Source organism: Oceanicola sp. S124, from assembly GCF_000220565.1.
Taxonomy (GTDB): domain Bacteria; phylum Pseudomonadota; class Alphaproteobacteria; order Rhodobacterales; family Rhodobacteraceae; genus Pseudooceanicola.
On the sequence record NZ_AFPM01000053.1, the window covers coordinates 1 to 16,608 of the forward strand.

Here is a 16,608-nt window from a genome sequence, read left to right on the forward strand (position 1 = left end):
CGTCACGTCCCTCCGGGCGCCTGGCGATCGCCCTGCCCCCGGCCTTCTGCCAGGAGATCCTCGCGCCGAATCTCGCGACCTTCCGCAAGATGCACCCCGAGGTCGAGCTGGAGCTGGTGATCACCGGTCGCGGCGTGGATCTGGTGCGCGAACAGATCGACGCCGCCATCGTCGTTGGCCCGCAGGAGGACAGCGAGCTGATCTCGAAGGCGCTTGTCGCCGGTCCGCTGCTCTGGGTCGCCTCGCCGGCCTATCTGGCCGAGGCCGGCCTGGGCCCCCGCTTCAGCCCGCTGACGCCGCATGTGCAGCTGATCGAGAAGCGCTACGGGCTGCGCCGGATGCCGGTGCAGGTCGACGGCTTCTCGGCCTGGCTGGACCTCGCCACGGGGATCACCCAGGTCAACGACCCGCTGGTGGTGCGCCGCGCGGTGCTGAACGGCGCCGGCATCTCTCCGCTGCCGCAGTTCTACTGCCAGGACCATATCGACCGCGGAGAGCTGGTACAGGTCTGCGACAACGTGGTCTTCGACCCGGATATCTCGCGGCTGGCGGTGGTCTACCCTTCACGCAGGTTGATGTCGCCCAAGGTCCGTGCCTTCCTCGAGTTCCTCAATACCGTCTGCCGGGTCTGAGCCCCCTCACCGCGCCGCCGCACGGCCTCCCCCCCCTCCGGGCCCGGCCTCCCCGCGCCGCCTCCGGCGGGAGAATTTTCAGCCTGGTGATGATGCATGAGGGGGGGCCGATCTGGCTCCCTCCTTCTGCTTTCGGGAGGGTGCACGCTCTTCATGGCAAAAGGCGGCCGCCAAGACGGCCAGACCCGGTGCATCACCAGGCTGGAAGTACTCCGGGGGACTCCGCGCAGCGGAGGGGGGCAGAGCCCCCTACGCCCCTGCGCCCCACACCACCATCCCCCCCCCCGCGACACTCAGCAAACTTGCCATCCGGCCCCTCTCCGCTTAGGGATTTCCCCGACGCCCCCTGACGGGGCTCCGCCTGTCTCCGGCCGCGCCGGACCGACGGCTGCTCACAGATGCCGCGCCCCCGGGGCCGGACCTTCCGAAGATCGCGAAAGGGAAAGTAACATGGCAGACAACCAGACGCCCGATATTGTGTATACCAAGGTAGACGAAGCGCCCGAGCTGGCCTCCGCCTCGCTGCTGCCGATCATCAAGGCCTTTGCCGCGCCCGCCGGCGTGACCATCGGCACCAGGGACATCTCTCTGGCGGGCCGTATCCTGGCGACCTTCCCCGAGCATCTCTCGGAGCAGCAGCGCGTCTCCGATGACCTGGCCCTTCTGGGCGAACTGGTGAAGACCCCCGAAGCCAACGTGATCAAGCTGCCGAACATCTCGGCCTCCGAACCCCAGCTGGTCGCCGCGGTGAAGGAACTGCAGGCCCAGGGCTACGCCCTGCCCGACTACCCCTATGCCCCCGCCACCGACGAGGAAAAGGCGATCCGCGCCAAGTACGACACGATCAAGGGCTCGGCCGTGAACCCGGTTCTGCGCGAAGGCAACTCGGACCGCCGCGCCGCCGCGGCGGTGAAGAACTACGCCCAGAAGAACCCGCATCGCATGGGGGACTGGACCGCCGACAGCAAGACCACCGTTTCGGCCATGGCCGGTGGCGACTTCTTCTCGAACGAGACCTCGGTCACCCTGAAGGATGCCGCCACGGCGAAGATCGTGCTGGAGACCGACGCAGGCGAGACCGTGCTGAAAGAAGCCGTCTCCTACCCCGCCGGCACCGTGGTCGATGCGACCTTCATGTCGGCCAAGGCCCTGGACGCCTTCCTGGCCGAGCAGATCGAAGAGACCAAGAAGGCCGGCACCCTCTTCTCGCTGCACATGAAGGCCACGATGATGAAGGTCTCGGACCCGATCATCTTCGGCCATGCCGTGAAGGCCTGGCTGGCGCCTGTCTTCGACAAGTTCGGTGACAAGATGGCCGAGCTGGGCGTGAACCCCAACGGCGGCCTCGGCGCCCTGCTGGAGCGCGTCTCGGGCGAGCCCGAGATCCTCGCCGCCATCGACGAGGTCACCGCCACGCGTCCGCCGATGTACATGGTGAACTCCGACAAGGGCATCACCAACCTGCATGTCCCCTCGGACGTGATCATCGACGCCTCGATGCCGGCGCTGATCCGTGCCGGCGGCAAAGGCTGGGGCCCGGACGGCAAGGAAGCGGACACCAACTGCGTGATCCCCGACAATTCCTATGCGCCCGTCTATGACGAGGCGATCAAGTTCTTCAAGGCCAACGGCAAGCTGAACCCGGCCACCGCCGGCACCGTTCAGAACCTGGGCCTGATGGCACAGAAGGCAGAGGAATACGGCTCGCACCCCACCACCTTCGAGATCCCCGAGGACGGCGTGGTCAAGATGGTGCTGGAAAACGGCACCGTCATCCACGAGCACAAGGTCGAAAAGGGCGACATCTGGCGCTCGGCCTCGGTGCGCAAGGCGCCGATCGAGGACTGGGTGGCCCTGGCCATCGAACGTCAGAAGATCACCGGCTACCGCTCGATCTTCTGGCTCGACGCGAACCGCGCCCATGACGCCGAGCTGATCGCCTACGTGAAGCCGATCCTGGAAGCCAAGGGCGTCGCGGACAAGTTCGAGATCATGTCCCCCGCCGAGGCCACCAAGGCCTCGCTCGAGACGATCACCAAGGGCGAGAACACCATTGCCATCACCGGCAACGTGCTGCGCGACTACCTGACCGACCTCTTCCCGATCCTCGAGCTGGCCACCTCGGCCAAGATGCTGTCGATCGTGAAGCTGATGCAGGGCGGCGGCCTCTTCGAGACCGGCGCCGGCGGCTCGGCCCCCAAGCACGTGCAGCAGCTGCAGGAAGAGAACCACCTGCGGTGGGATTCTCTCGGCGAATTCTGCGCCCTCGGCGAAAGCTTCAAGTTCCTGGCAGCCGCCAAGGGCAACGCCAAGGCCATGGTGCTGGGCGAAGCGGTCGACGCGGCTACCCAGGGCATCCTGGACGACAACCGCAGCCCCTCGCGCAAGGTCGGTGAGCCCGACAACCGCGACAGCCACTACTGGTTCGCCCGCTACTGGGCCGAAGCCCTGGCCGCCCAGTCCGACGACGCCGAGCTGGCCGGTCACTTCGCGCCCATCGCGGCCCAGCTGGCCGAGAAGGAAGCCGAGATCACCGGAGAGCTGGCCGCGGCCCAGGGCGCCCCTGCCGACCTCGGTGGCTACTATCACGGCGACGCGGCCAAGACCGCAGCGGTGATGCGCCCCTCGGCGACGCTGAACGCCATCATCGGCTGAACCGCCTGAAGCTTGCGACAATCAGCCCCCGCCGGAGCGCCCCTCCGGCGGGGGTTTTCCTTTGGCCGGGGTGAAGGGGGCTCTGCCCCCATCCGCTGCGCGGATTCCCCCGCAGTATTTTCAGCCATCGGATGGAACAAGAGCCTCCTGTCCCTATCCGATGGCCTCAAATACTGCCGCCGGAGGCTTCGGCCCCGCAGGGGGCGAAATCACCCTGCGCCGCGTTACCCCCGGCCAGGGTTGATGCAGGTCACCGCCGCGATACCGACATCGGGTTTCGGGGTCCCAGGCCCTGGCAACATGTTGCCTCCGCGCCCGGTGCCGGACCTGGCGCCGGTCTGCAGCGGGCAGTCGGGAAAGGTCGTGGCGAGACATGAAAAAGCCCCGCCGTGGAGGCGGGGCTTTGCGGCTTCGGTGCGGGCACACTCAGCGATAGAGCAGCGACTGGCCCTCGTGGAAGAGATGCACGTGCTCGGGCGCGGCGGTCATGCTGACCTGCTGGCCGCGCCGGTCCTTGTGCACCCCCGGCAGCTTGGCGATCAGCGCCGGGTCGGTGCCGACGGTCTCAAAGTAGAGCAGGGTAACCTCGCCCAGGGCCTCGGTGATATCGACGTGGCCGGTGAACAGGCCTTCGCCGTCTGTGGCTTCGAGGTGCTCGGGGCGGACACCGATGTTGACCTGCTTGCCCATGTCCGAGGCCTCGGTCGGAACATTCGACAGTGTCTTGCCACCAGCGTCCAGGGTGACCTCGGTCTGCGCGCCGGTGCCGGTGATCTTGCCCGGCAACAGGTTCATCGCCGGAGAGCCGATGAAGGTCGCCACCATCTCGTTCTGGGGCTTCTCGTAAAGCTCCAGCGGGCTGCCGACCTGGGCGATGCCCTTGTTGGCCAGCACCACAATGCGATCTGCCAGCGTCATCGCCTCGACCTGGTCGTGGGTGACGTAGATCATCGTCCGGTCAGGCATTTCCTCTTTCAGGCGGGCGATCTCGATCCGGGTGGCGACGCGCAGGGCGGCGTCGAGGTTCGAGAGCGGCTCGTCGAAGAGGTAGATCTTCGGGTCGCGCACGATCGAGCGGCCGATGGCCACCCGCTGACGCTGACCACCGGAAAGCGCCTTGGGCAGCCTGTCGAGGTAGTCGGTCAGCTGCAGCTTGCGCGCCGCCTCGTCCACCGCCTCGGCGATCTCTTCCTTGGACTTCTTCGCCAGCTTGAGGGCAAAGGCCATGTTCTCACGCACGGTCATGTGCGGATAGAGCGCATAGCTCTGGAAGACCATGGCAATGCGACGCTGCGCCGGGGGCACATCGTTCATCCGCTGGCCGTCAATGGCGAGGTCTCCGCCGGTGATCTTCTCGAGCCCGGCGATCATCCGCAGCAGGGTGGACTTGCCACAGCCCGAGGGGCCGACGAAGACGATCAGCTCACCCGCGGTGATGTCCAGGTTGATGTCGTTGAGGACGTTGACCGTCCCCCCGTAGGTCTTCGAGACATCGCTGAGTGTCAGGTTTCCCATTCTTACGCCCCTCCCTTGCGCAGCACGGCATAGCCCCAGCCCGGCAGATCCAGCGTGCCGCCGGCGGGCGCCACGGCGCCGTCCAGCTCTTCGGCGATGCTGGCCCAGTCCCCCTCGGGCAAGGTCATCTGCGCCGCCCCGGTGCCGAGGTTGAAGACGCAGAGCAACTCTTCTCCGCCGCCGGTCCGGGTGAAGGACAGCACCTGCCCCTCGGCCGCAAGCGGGCTTTGATCGGCGGTGCGCAGCATAGGATGGCTGGAGCGCAGCGCCAGGGCCCGGCGGTAGTGGTTCAGCATCGAGCCCGGCACGTTTTCCTGCAGGTCGACCGCCTGGGATGCCTGGGACCCCGAAACCGGCAGCCAGGGGCGCCCGTCAGAGGCGGTGCCGAAACCCGCGTGAGGGTTGTGGGCCTCCCAGACCATCGGCGTGCGGCAGCCGTCGCGGCCCTTGAACTCGGGCCAGAACTCGATGCCATAGGGATCTTGCAGGTCCTCGTAGGCCACGTCGGCCTCTTCCAGGCCCAGCTCTTCGCCCTGGTAGATGCACATCGAGCCGCGCAGGCAGACCATCAGCATGTTGAACATCCGCTTGCCGGCCTCGTCCAGCTTCCAACGCGAGGCATGGCGCACGACATCGTGGTTGGAATAGGCCCAGCAGGCCCAGCCGTCGCTGGCGACGCGGTCGAAGTGATCCATGGTTTCCTTGACGTAGCCGGCGCTCGGGGTGTCCCCGGACAGCAGCTCGAAGGCGTAGCACATGTTCATCAGGTCATCGCCGGCGGTGTACTGGCCGAGGATTTCCAGCCCGCGCTGTTCATCGCCCACCTCGCCGACGGCGGCGGCATCATAGGGCTTCATCACGGCGCGCAGCTTGCGCAGGAACTCCAGGTTCTCGGGCCGGGACTTGTCGTAGACATGGTCCTGCCAGTTGTAGGGGTTCACCGAGGGCGCGGTCTTAGAGGTGCGTTGATCGGCGGGCAGCGCGGGGTTGTCGCGCAGCTGCTGGTCGTGGGTGTAGAAGTTGATCGTATCCAGGCGGAAGCCGTTCACGCCGCGATCCAGCCAGAAGCGGGCGACGTTCAGCAGGGCCTCCTGCACATCCGGGTTATGGAAGTTCAGGTCCGGCTGCTCTTTCAGGAAGTTGTGCAGGTAGTACTGCTGGCGCCGCGAATCCCACTGCCAGCCCGAGCCGCCGAAGATCGACAGCCAGTTGTTGGGCGGGGTGCCGTCGGGCTTGGCGTCGGCCCAGACGTACCAGTCGCTTTTCGGATTCTGGCGTGAGGCGCGGCTTTCGGCGAACCAGGGATGCTGGTCCGAGGTATGGGACAGCACCAGGTCGATCATCACCTTCAGCCCCAGCTCGCGCGCCCGCGCGGTCAGGGCGTCGAAATCGGCCAGGGTGCCGAACATCGGGTCGACGTCGCAATAGTCGCTGACGTCATAGCCGAAGTCCTTCATCGGCGAGGTGAAGAAGGGCGAGATCCAGATCGCATCGGCGCCAAGCGAGGCGATATGGCCGAGGCGCGCGGTGATGCCCGCCAGGTCGCCGATGCCGTCGCCGTTGCTGTCCTGGAACGAGCGCGGGTAGATCTGGTAGATGATCCCGCCGCGCCACCATTCGGCGGTCGTTTCCGTCATTGCGACTGCGGAAGTCTGTGCATTCATGGGGGAAGTCCTATTTGACGGACCCGGCCAGCAGACCGCGGACCAGGTATTTCTGCATGAAGAAGAAGACGAAGAGCGGCACGGCGATCGACACGAAGGCCGCCGTGGCGAGGATCTCCCAGTCGCCACCGCGGGTGCCCATCAGCTCGACGATCTGGGCGGTCATCACCGTGGTGCGGCCAGAGGCGTCGATCAGGAAGACCTTGGCCACCAGCAGGTCGTTCCAGGTCCAGAGGAACTGGAAGATGGCGAAGGAGGCCAGCGCCGGGAAGGACAGCGGCAGGATGATCCGGGTGAAGATCTGGAACTCGGTCGCGCCGTCGACACGGGCGTTCTCGATGATGTCGCGCGGCAGGCCGGCGATGTAGTTGCGCAAGAGGTAGATGGCCATGGGCAGGCCAAAGCCGGTGTGCGCCAGCCAGACCCCCATGTAGCCCTTGCCGATGCCGATGTTGAGGTGCAGCTTCAGCAGCGGGATCAGCGCCAGTTGCAGCGGCACCACCAGCAGCGCCACGATCAGGGCGATCAGCAGGGCGCGGCCCTTGAAGTCCATCCAGGCCAGGGCATAGGCGGCGAAGGCCGCGACCAGGATCGGGATCACCGTCGCCGGGATGGTGACGGTCAGCGTGTTGAAGAAGGCCTTCTGCATCCCGTCCGTGGTCGAGCCCGAGAACAGCACCCGCTGGTAGTTGTCGAAGGTCAGCGAGGGCGGCACCGAGCCGGTCACGAAGACCCGCTGGCCGCGGCTGCCCTCCATCTGCTGCGGGCTTTCCATGCGGTAGGCGCCATCCGCCTCGATGGTCAGCCTCTCGCCGTCGTTCAGCTCGGCGGTATCGCCGGGCTCATAGGCCGAGACATCGCGCGAGGAGGTGCCCCAGGCGCTGAGTTGCGAAGGTGCGCCCTCGCCCGCCTCGTCGAAGATATTGCCCTCGATGACGTAGATATCGCCCTGCTGGATCTGGGTCTCGGGATCCCCCGTGCGCAGGGTCAGGGTCTGTTCGGTGGGGAAGAGCGCCCGCCACCAGCCGCTGCCCGCGATCTGGTCGGCGTTACGGAAGGACGAGACGAAAAGCCCCAGCGTCGGCAGGATCCAGAGGATCACCATGAAGGCCACCGACAGGTGGGTGATCCAGACCAGCGCAGGCTTGTTTCCGGCGATATTGTTCATGCCTGCTTCCCTCAGCTCATTTCGCGGCGCGCGTTGCGCACGTTCCAGACAAGGATCGGCAGCACCAGGATCATGATCACGATGGCCGAGGCCGACCCGATACCCCAGTCACGGGCGACGAAAAGCTTGTCGTACATGTAGTTGGCCAGGACCTGCGTGCCCCATTGGCCATTGGTCATGGCGAAGACGATGTCGAAGATCTTCAGCACGATCACCGTGATCGTTGTCCAGACCACCATGATGGTCGAGCGGATCTGCGGCACCTTGATCTTGAAGAAGATCTGCATGGGGTTGGCGCCGTCGATGATGGCAGCCTCGACGGTCTCTTCCGGGATGCCGCGCAGCGCCGCCGAGAGGATCACCATGGCGAAACCGCTCTGGATCCAGATCAGCACGACCATCAGGAAGAAGTTGTTCCAGAAGGGAATGGTCAGCCAGGTCTCGGGCTCTCCGCCCAGCCAGACCACGAAGGCGTTCAGGATGCCGATCTGGTCCTGCCCCGCCGGGCGGGCGTCATAGACCAGCTTCCAGATCACCGCCGCACCGACGAAGGAGATCGCCATGGGCATGAAGATGATCGACTTGGCGATGCTGCCCCAGCCGATCCGGTCGGTCAGCTGCGCTGCCAGCAGGCCGAAGATCGTCGCCATGCCGGGCACCACCAGCAGCCAGAGCAGGTTGTTGCCCATGGCCTCCCAGAACTTCGGTTCCTGGACCATCTGCGCGTAGTTGGCGAGGCCGACCCATTCGTAGCCGCCACCGGGGATCCGGCTGGTCAGCGACAGGCGCATGGTCTCGACCACCGGGTACATCAGGTAGAGGCCCAGCGCGAAGAGCGCCGGGAACAGGAACAGCCAGGGCCGGATGAGGTTGGCGATATTGGTGTTTCGCCCCGCCTTGGGGCCGCGCGGCGGGAACAGCGTGTCCAGCAGCAGGTTCGATCCGAAGAAATACGCGACGCATGCGCCGATGCCGATCACGATGGTCAGCAAGCCCTGCAAAGCCGGAGCCATGTCCACCCCCATCCCAGAATTCCGAATTCCAAAGCGCGGCCCGGAGAGGCCCGGGCCGCGCGATTCCTTTCAGGCAGTATGCCGGAAATCTTACTTCAGGGCGTCCCAGGAGGCCTGGATGTCCGAAGCGACCTCTTCAGCCGACTTGCCGCCGGTGAAATCCACCATGCCGGTCCAGAAGGAACCCGCGCCCACGCCGCCGGGCATCACGTCGGAGCCGTCGAAGCGGAAGGTGGTGGCGTTCAGCAGGATGTCGTTCATCTTCTTCAGGGTCGGATCCCCGAAGACCGAGGTATCCACCCCGGTGTGCGGCGTCAGGAAGCCGGACATGGCCATCCAGGTCTCGTGCGCCTCGGCGCTCTCGAGATACTCGATCAGGTCATGGGCGCCCTGGCTTTCGTTGGTGATCGCCCAGAGGGTGCCTGCGCCCAGCACCGGCTGGCCCAGGTCCTTCTCGGCGTAGGCCGGGAAGTAGAAGAAGTCGACATCTTCGCCGACAACCGCATCCTCGGGGAAGAAGGTCGGGATGAAGGAGGCCTGGCGGTGCATGTAGCACTGCGGCGGCGCATCAAACAGGCCCTTGGGGCTGTCGCGGAAGTCGGTCGCCGCCACGGCCGAGGCGCCACCGGCGACATAGGCGTCGTTCTTGGCGAACCAGCCGAATTCGTTGATCGCATTGACGACCTTGGGATCGTCGAAGGCCATCTCGTTGGTGGTCCAGGCGTCGTATTCCTCAGGCGTCACGGTGCGCAGCATCAGGTCTTCGACCCAGTCGGTCGCCGGCCAGCCGGTCGCGCCACCCGAACCCAGGCCGATGCACCAGGGGGTCTCGCCATCCGCGGCAATCTGCTCGGTCAGGGCCTTCAGCTCTTCCATGGTCTCGGGCACTTCATAGCCCGCGTCCTCGAAGTTCTCGGGCAGGTACCAGACCAGCGATTTCACGTCGACCTTGTAGAAGAAGCCATAGAGGCTGTCCGCGCCGTCCGGGCCCGCGAAGGTGCCCAGGTCGACCCAGCTCTGACCGGCGGCGTAGTTTTCGCGCACCCAGTCATCGGTGCCCTCGGCCAGCGGCGCGAGGAAGCCGTTGCGCGCCATGTCCTTGGCCAGACCCGGCTGCGGGAAGATCGCGATATTGGGGGCCGAGCCCGCCTCGGCGTCGATCACGATCTGCTGCTCGAAGCTGTCGGAGCCGACGTAGGAGACTTCGTGGCCGGTGGCCTCGGCGAAGCCCTTCAGCACCACCTCGACCTGTTCCTGGTCCGGGCCAAGCCAGGGACCGAAGACCGTCACGGTTTCAGCGTGGGACGCGCCAGCCGCCAGGGCCAGGGCCGCCACACCGGAGTAGAGCGTAAATTTCATAGCTAAATTCCCTCCCGAATGCGCCATGCATCTTGGGCCTCGCGCCGAATCCGTTTCAAAGCGCTTTGAGGCATGCCTTTTAAATGCCATCCCGACACGCGTTGTCAACAATAGGTGAAGAATTGCCTGAAATATTGAGAAAAGGTCAGCATACGCGCCCAATTTTCTTGGGCATTGACCTGAGGTGTCTTTGATTGCACACAGAATACCGGGAGAAATTTTAAAGCGCTTTGGACAGCCCATGAACCTCAAGACCCTCGCAGAGGCCCTCGGGCTGTCGCAGACCACGGTCAGCCGTGCCCTGAACGGCTATCCCGAGGTCAGCGAGGCCACGCGCAAGCGCGTGGAGGAAGCCGCGCTACGTTTCGGCTACCGCCCGAACAGCCGCGCCAAGGGGCTGGCGACGGGGCGCGCGATGCTGATCGGCCAGGTGATTCCGACCTCGACCCAGCACGAGATGGTCAACCCGGTCTTCGGGGATTTCGTCGCCGGAGCCAGCCAGAACCTGGCACGCCACGGCTATGACATGCTGCTGACCCGGGTGCCCGGCGATGACGAGGGCAAGGTCTACCGCGAGTTCCGCGCCCGGGGCGCCGTTGACGGGGTGATCATCCAGGCCCCCGACGTGAAGGACGAACGCATCGCCCTGCTCAACAGGATCGGCCTGCCCTTCATCGTCCACGGCCGCTCGACTGGGGTCGAAGAGCCCTACTCCTGGATCGACGTTAACAATACCCAGGCCTTCCGCCGCGCCACCGAGTTCCTGCTGCAACTGGGCCATCGCCGCATCGCCCTGATCAACGGGCTGGAGCGGATGGATTTCGCCTTCCGTCGCCGCAAGGGCTATCTTCAGGCCCTCGAGACCGCCGGGATCGGCCCCGATCCGCAGCTGATGTGCACCGACGAGATGACCGAGCAGTTCGGCCACCACAAGACGCGCTACATGCTCAGCCTCGACGACCCGCCGACCGCCTTCCTCTGCTCGTCCATGCTTTCGGCCGTCGGTATCCGCCGCGCACTGCAGGAGGCAGGACTGACCATGGGCCGCGACGTCTCGGTGATCATCCACGATGACGACCTGTCCTACCTGCGCAACGGCGACGACATCCCGCTGTTCACCGCCACCCGCTCTTCGGTGCGCCACGCCGGAGAACTGCTGGCCGATGCGCTCATGCAGCTCATCAATGCCCCCGACCACCCGCCGATCACCCGGCTTCTGGAAGCGCAGCTCGTGGTCGGATCCTCCACCGGCCCGGCACCGCTGAGGGCGGCCCGCCTGCCCTCCTGACCCTGCTTCCCCATCCCGGGCCGACGCGCCCGACGCAAGAGAGAGACGTCATGACCTTCTCCCGCAAGGATTTCCCCGAGGGCTTCCTGTTCGGAACCGCCACCTCCTCCTACCAGATCGAGGGCCACGCCTTCGGCGGCGCCGGCTCGACCCATTGGGACACTTTTGCCGCGACGCCGGGCAACGTGGTGCGCGCCGAGAACGGCGACCGGGGCTGCGACCACTACCACCGCTACGAGGAAGACCTGGACCTGGTGAAGGCCGCCGGGTTCGACTGCTACCGCTTCTCGACCTCCTGGGCGCGCGTGCTGCCCGAAGGCCGGGGTCAGGTGAACCAGGAGGGCCTCGACTTCTACGACCGCCTGACCGACGCCATGCTGGAGCGCGGCATCAAGCCCTGCGCGACGCTCTACCACTGGGAACTGCCCTCGCCTCTGGCCGACCTCGGCGGCTGGCGCAACCGCGACATCGCCAAGTGGTTCGCCGATTTCGCCGAGGTGATCATGGGCCGCATCGGTGACCGCATGTATTCCGTCGCGCCGATCAACGAGCCCTGGTGTGTCGGCTGGCTGTCGCATTTCCTGGGCCATCATGCGCCGGGCCTGCGCGACATCCGCGCCACCGCCCGCGCCATGCACCACGTCAACCTGGCCCATGGCTCTGCCATCCAGGCCATGCGCGGCCTCGGCATGAAGAACCTGGGCGCCGTGGTGAACATGGAATGGGCAGATCCGGCCACGGATACCGACGAAGCCCGCGCCGCCGCGGATCTCTACGACGGCTACTACAACCGTTTCTTCCTGTCGGGCATGTTCAAGAAGGAATACCCCGCCAACGTGATGGAGGGCTTCGCGCCCCATATGCCCGAGGGTTGGCAGGACGACTTCGACGTCATCGGCAGCAAGCTCGACTGGGTGGGCGTCAATTACTACACCCGCAAGCTGATCGGCCCCAACACCGGCCCCTGGCCGCATCATGAAGAGGTCGAAGGCCCCCTGCCCAAGACCTTCATGGACTGGGAGATCTACCCCGAGGGCCTCTACAAGTTCCTCAAGCGCACCGCCGAGGACTACACCGGCGACCTGCCCCTTTACGTCACCGAGAACGGCATGGCCAACGCCGACGTGAAACAGCCCGACGGCACCGTCAGCGACCCCGAGCGCCTGGACTACGTCGAAAAGCACCTCGCCATGGTGCGACAGGCCATCGCGGAAGGCGTGCCGCTGAAGGGCTACTTCCTGTGGTCCTTGCTGGACAACTACGAGTGGGCGCTCGGCTACGAGAAGCGCTTCGGCCTGGTCCACGTCGACTTCGACAGCATGGAGCGGACGCCGAAGAGCTCGTACTACGAGCTGCAGAAGGCCCTGGCCTGACCCGGGGGCAGCAAGATCGGCGGTGCCCCGGGTGCCGCCGATGCCCTTGCGACGCGCGCAGGCCCATCCCATGTCTTCAAGCGCCGCGCGTACCTGGCCTTCGACCGCCTGCCGGTCTCCGTCACCGGGGTCGACCATGTCCGACCAGACTTCTCTCACCTTGACCCCGGCCCGCTCCAGCGCCTGCCGGGCAAGCGGCGAGCCGTAGCCGGGAAAGCGGTCATGGTCGGGAATCAGCATCCGGGCCACGTTGATGCGATAGCTCCGTGCCTGGTGGACCAGCCATTCGTTGACCAAGGGCGACTGGTGCAGCTGCTCGTTCATCACCGATGATCGGCGCGGTGCAACCGTCTGCGGCAAAGGGCAGAGATGGCGCTGTGGCTGTCCTCGAGGGCTCGGTAGAAGACGCTGCCGACCCCACGGTCCGGCGCCGATCCACATCATGCGGATCTTCTCGTCCGGGCAGAGAGCGTGGCCCACGGCGACACGCCCAGCCACCTCGTCGTGGAAGCGTTCGAGACGGGCCAGCGCCCAGTCCGAGCCGCGATGCCACTGCGGGGTCATCACGTTGGGTTTCGGCTTGACGATGCCCATGGGCCTCCGGGGCGCGACGGCGACCATCCGGCCGATCGCGCCCAGGAAGTGCTCCATCCGGTCGACGCGATCCATGCAGGCGGCAAAGCCGGCGCAGCCGAAGCGGCGGCCGGTCAGAGCCTCGACGGCGGCGCCGCGCATCGGTGCATCGGCCGACATCATGGTCGAGACCTTCCGCCCCGCCATCGCGGCGCGGTCGGCACGGGGCGCCTAGGCAATGTCCTGGGCCCATACCGGGCGGATCTGCCGCTCGGTCTCGGGGTTCGGCGGACGGGACCGATGCGCGACGATCCGGCCATCGACCAGGGGATCCAGAGCGTGTCCGGGCTGATGTACCTTTCAGGGCAGGAAGGCGTCGGCCTGCCAATCGTCGACACGATACCGCGCTGCTCGCCGCCCATGCCCAGTGGCAAGCTTGTCGGCAGCCCCGGGGACAGATGGAGGATGTCGCCATGCTGGCTACGCCCACCCGTGAGGGTGAGCCCGGTGCTCGCCCCGCCGCTGAGCTCCGGCACGGCACCGCTGCGGGGGCAACCGGCGCTTCTCAGGCAGCCGACCGCCGAAACCGTCCCGCCCGGCAGGAACAGGTGGCGCGGCTGTTGCGCGCCCTCGAACTTGAGGCGCAGCTGAAGCTCCGCGTTTCGCCATCGGCCCGGCACGCCTGCAGAACGATGCGGCGCTCTCTGCAGACCTGCGCACGGCCTTGCCGACCGTCCCCCGCCCGACTGTCAGGGCCGCGAAATCTGACGCGCCTCGATGCGCGAGAGATGCTGGCGCGCGGCCTCTGGATCGCCGCCGGTGCGGCGCAGCGCGTTGCTCCAGGCGCGGCGGGCGGACCTTGCAGACCATGGGAGCACCGCCTGCGCGAGCCACAGCCGCAACTCGGCAGGCAGCCGGTCATATTCGGCCATGGGATTTGCAGCGCGCGCCCGGCGGCGCAGCCCGGTCTGCCCGAGGTTCGAGGCGATCATGCCGCGTCCTGCGCCGAGCGCCAAAGCGGGAAGGGATCCGGCAGGTCCAACGACCGCGCCGGTGCGCCCTCGCCCTCCAGCAGCGCGGCATCCAGCCTTTCGGTGATCCCGGCCCGGTCCAGCCCGGCGCCGATGAAGACGATCTCCTGCCGCCGGTCGCCCCATGGCTCCTGCCAGTGCTGCGCGAGGTAGGCCCGGGCCTGGGGATGGGACGGACGCTGCGCCTCGGGCACCGTGGCCCACCACTTGCCCATGGGCCGCACCGAGGACAGCGCCCCGGCCAGCGAGAACTCGGCCAGCCAGTCGGGCCGGGTGGCGATCCAGAAGTGCCCCTTGGCGCGGATCACGCCGGGCAGCGGACCGTTCAGCACATCGTGGATGCGCTGCGGGTGGAAGGGCCGTCGGGCGCGGTAGACGAAGGAGGAAATGCCGTATTCCTCGGTCTCGGGTACATGGTCCTCGAACCCGTATAGCTCCTTGGCCCAGAGCGGGTGCTCATGGGCGGTGTCGAAGTCGAACAGGCCGGTGTCGAAGATCTGTGCCCCCGGAACCACGCTGAAGTCGGTCTCGATCTGGCGGGCGTCGGGGTTCAGCGCGGTGATGATCTTGCGGGCGGCGTCCAGCTTCTCCGGTCCGGCGATGCTGGCCTTGTTCAGCACCACCACGTCGGCGAATTCGATCTGATCGACCAGCAGGTCGACCAGTCGGCGCTCGTCCTCCGCGCCCAGGCTTTCGCCCCGGTCGGCAATGAAGTCATGGCTGGCGTAGTCGTTCAGCAGGTTGGCCGCATCGACCACGGTCACCATCGTATCCAGCCGTGCCACGTCGGACAGGCTGCGCCCCTCGGCGTCGCGAAACTCGAAGGTGGCGGCGACCGGCAGCGGCTCCGAGATCCCGGTCGATTCGATCAGCAGGTAGTCGAAGCGCCCCTCGTCCGCCAGCCGGCGCACCTCGGTCAGGAGGTCTTCGCGCAGGGTGCAGCAGATGCAGCCGTTGGTCATCTCGACCAGCTTCTCGTCACTGCGCGACAGCTCGGCGCCACCGTTGCGCACCAGATCCGCGTCGATGTTCACCTCGGACATGTCGTTGACGATCACCGCCACGCGGCGCCCCTCGCGATTGTTCAGGACGTGGTTCAGCAGGGTCGTCTTGCCGGCACCGAGGAAGCCGGAAAGGATCGTGACGGGCAAGCGTCTGGATGCGGGCATGTGGGGTCTCCTTGAGTCGTTATGTTATACTATAACCTCTCGAGGATAAGAGCAAGCCGAGGCAGTCCCCCTCTGTGTCAGGCCGGCTGCGCGGCGCGGTGCCGCAGCAGCAGCCCGGCCGAGATCGCGAGGCTGAGAAGGCAGAGCCCGGCCTGCATGGCCGCCCCTCCGGGGAGGGGACCGAAGACCGCCGCCCCCGCCGCCAGCAAGGCGACAAGACCAAGCCCGCGCCGCCCGCCGGTGGCACCGCGACCGGGCCACACCACCAAGGCTGCGACGCAGGCGACCGCCGCCAGCAGGTCGCGCGCAATCGCCAGGAAGCCCCCCTCGAGCAGCAGGCCCGGGGCGTAGACGATCAGGAAGGGCAGCAGGAACAGGATCCAGCCGAATTTCATCGCCTCGAACGAGGTGGCGCGGAAGCTGGCACCGACCAGGCCGCTGGCCGCCAGCGCGGCGAAGGCCACGGGCGGGGTGATCATCGACAGCATCCCGCAGTAGAAGACGAAGAAATGCGCGGCGATCAGCGGCACGCCCAGCTTTACCAGCCCCGGTGCCAGCAGGGTGCCGGTGATCAGGTAGACCCCCGAGGTCGACACCCCCATGCCCAGCACGAAGGCGGCGGCGGCGGTCATCAGCAGCGACAGCAGCAGGCTGCTCTCGCCCACGTGGGAAATCGCCAGCGCCCCCTTCACGTCCAGCCCGGTCGAGCCCATGACGGCCAGCACCACCCCCAGGGTCGCCCCGGCCACGACGAGGTTTGACACCGTCTGCGCGGCGCGCGGCGCGATCTCGACGAGGTGGCGAAGGGTCTTGCGGGGGCCACGCAGCACCAGGGCAACCAGCAGTGCCAGGGCGGTCCCCAGCATCCCGGCGCCCTCGCTGTCGGTGTCGTTGTTCATCAGCACCCAGATGATCCCCGCCGCCGGCAGGATGTGCAGCAGCGACGCCGGGCTCAGCTGGTAGGTCCGGGCTGCCTCGCCCGCACCTGCGGCGACGGGATCGGTCGCAGCCTGCACTTCGATGCGGCGACCAAAACGCTCGGCCTGATTGAACAGCACTGCGTAGCACAGCACCGCGGGCAGGGCCGCGGCCATGGCGATGTTGCCATAGGGAATGGCGGTCAGGTCGGCCATGAGGAAGGCCGCGGCGCCCATGACCGGCGGCATGA

12 protein-coding genes are annotated in these 16,608 nt (G+C 66.6%); 4 read left to right on the forward strand and 8 right to left on the reverse strand.

The features are described from left to right. The coding region (locus tag OS124_RS0104865) for a substrate binding domain-containing protein (RefSeq protein WP_010138240.1) at positions 1–632 on the forward strand (632 nt) is incomplete at its 5' end. 450 nt (positions 633–1,082) lie between these two features. Continuing rightward, a complete protein-coding gene (locus OS124_RS0104870) occupies positions 1,083–3,287 on the forward strand; it encodes an NADP-dependent isocitrate dehydrogenase (protein ID WP_010138241.1) in 2,205 nt (734 codons plus the stop codon). Between the two features lie 426 nt (positions 3,288–3,713). On the opposite strand, the gene OS124_RS0104875 is transcribed toward OS124_RS0104870, so the two are convergent. The 5 genes from OS124_RS0104875 to OS124_RS0104895 form a co-directional block, all read right to left on the reverse strand. Beyond that, the gene (locus OS124_RS0104875; RefSeq protein ID WP_010138242.1) at positions 3,714–4,802 is read right to left on the reverse strand and encodes an ABC transporter ATP-binding protein; all 1,089 of its coding nucleotides are present in this window, start codon (positions 4,800–4,802) and stop codon (positions 3,714–3,716) included. A 2-nt stretch (positions 4,803–4,804) separates the two neighbouring features. Beyond that, positions 4,805–6,439 (reverse strand): alpha-amylase family glycosyl hydrolase, encoded by a 1,635-nt coding sequence (locus OS124_RS0104880; RefSeq protein ID WP_010138243.1) that lies wholly within the window; start codon positions 6,437–6,439, stop codon positions 4,805–4,807. A gap of 37 nt (positions 6,440–6,476) precedes the next feature. Further along, positions 6,477–7,634 carry a carbohydrate ABC transporter permease gene (locus OS124_RS0104885; protein WP_010138244.1) on the reverse strand — a complete coding sequence of 386 codons (1,158 nt, stop codon included), beginning with the start codon at positions 7,632–7,634 and terminating at the stop codon, positions 6,477–6,479. An 11-nt stretch (positions 7,635–7,645) separates the two neighbouring features. Then, complete coding sequence (locus tag OS124_RS0104890; RefSeq protein ID WP_010138245.1) at positions 7,646–8,647, reverse strand: carbohydrate ABC transporter permease; 1,002 nt, start codon at positions 8,645–8,647, stop codon at positions 7,646–7,648. Between the two features lie 90 nt (positions 8,648–8,737). Beyond that, positions 8,738–10,006 carry an ABC transporter substrate-binding protein gene (locus OS124_RS0104895; protein WP_010138246.1) on the reverse strand — a complete coding sequence of 423 codons (1,269 nt, stop codon included), beginning with the start codon at positions 10,004–10,006 and terminating at the stop codon, positions 8,738–8,740. Positions 10,007–10,247: 241 nt separating this feature from the next. Between OS124_RS0104895 and OS124_RS0104900 the strand changes: the two genes are divergently transcribed. Both OS124_RS0104900 and OS124_RS0104905 read left to right on the forward strand, forming a co-directional pair. Next, positions 10,248–11,294 carry a LacI family DNA-binding transcriptional regulator gene (locus tag OS124_RS0104900; protein WP_010138247.1) on the forward strand — a complete coding sequence of 349 codons (1,047 nt, stop codon included), beginning with the start codon at positions 10,248–10,250 and terminating at the stop codon, positions 11,292–11,294. Between the two features lie 50 nt (positions 11,295–11,344). Next, a complete protein-coding gene (locus OS124_RS0104905; RefSeq protein WP_010138248.1) occupies positions 11,345–12,667 on the forward strand; it encodes a GH1 family beta-glucosidase in 1,323 nt (440 codons plus the stop codon). 1,322 nt (positions 12,668–13,989) lie between these two features. Here the strand turns inward: OS124_RS0104905 and OS124_RS23720 are convergent. The 3 genes from OS124_RS23720 to OS124_RS0104930 all read right to left on the reverse strand — a co-directional run. Continuing rightward, a complete protein-coding gene (locus tag OS124_RS23720) occupies positions 13,990–14,232 on the reverse strand; it encodes a DUF6525 family protein (protein ID WP_010138250.1) in 243 nt (80 codons plus the stop codon). Continuing rightward, positions 14,229–15,440 (reverse strand): GTP-binding protein, encoded by a 1,212-nt coding sequence (locus OS124_RS0104925; protein WP_010138251.1) that lies wholly within the window; start codon positions 15,438–15,440, stop codon positions 14,229–14,231. Before OS124_RS0104925 ends, OS124_RS23720 begins: the two co-directional genes overlap by 4 nt. A 77-nt stretch (positions 15,441–15,517) precedes the next feature. After that, positions 15,518–16,608 (reverse strand): TRAP transporter large permease subunit (locus OS124_RS0104930; RefSeq protein WP_010138253.1); only part of this gene is annotated, 1,091 nt, incomplete at its 5' end.

Excerpts from the sequence above, each read along its gene's own strand:
- OS124_RS0104905 (WP_010138248.1), top strand. The coding sequence starts at position 11,345 with ATGACCTTCTCCCGCAAGGATTTCCCCGAGGGCTTCCTGTTCGGAACC.
- OS124_RS0104900 (WP_010138247.1), top strand. The coding sequence starts at position 10,248 with ATGAACCTCAAGACCCTCGCAGAGGCCCTCGGGCTGTCGCAGACCACG.
- OS124_RS0104925 (WP_010138251.1), bottom strand. The coding sequence starts at position 15,440 with ATGCCCGCATCCAGACGCTTGCCCGTCACGATCCTTTCCGGCTTCCTC.
- OS124_RS23720 (WP_010138250.1), bottom strand. The coding sequence starts at position 14,232 with ATGATCGCCTCGAACCTCGGGCAGACCGGGCTGCGCCGCCGGGCGCGC.
- OS124_RS0104885 (WP_010138244.1), bottom strand. The coding sequence starts at position 7,634 with ATGAACAATATCGCCGGAAACAAGCCTGCGCTGGTCTGGATCACCCAC.
- OS124_RS0104870 (WP_010138241.1), top strand. The coding sequence starts at position 1,083 with ATGGCAGACAACCAGACGCCCGATATTGTGTATACCAAGGTAGACGAA.
- OS124_RS0104890 (WP_010138245.1), bottom strand. The coding sequence starts at position 8,647 with ATGGCTCCGGCTTTGCAGGGCTTGCTGACCATCGTGATCGGCATCGGC.
- OS124_RS0104875 (WP_010138242.1), bottom strand. The coding sequence starts at position 4,802 with ATGGGAAACCTGACACTCAGCGATGTCTCGAAGACCTACGGGGGGACG.
- OS124_RS0104880 (WP_010138243.1), bottom strand. The coding sequence starts at position 6,439 with ATGACGGAAACGACCGCCGAATGGTGGCGCGGCGGGATCATCTACCAG.
- OS124_RS0104895 (WP_010138246.1), bottom strand. The coding sequence starts at position 10,006 with ATGAAATTTACGCTCTACTCCGGTGTGGCGGCCCTGGCCCTGGCGGCT.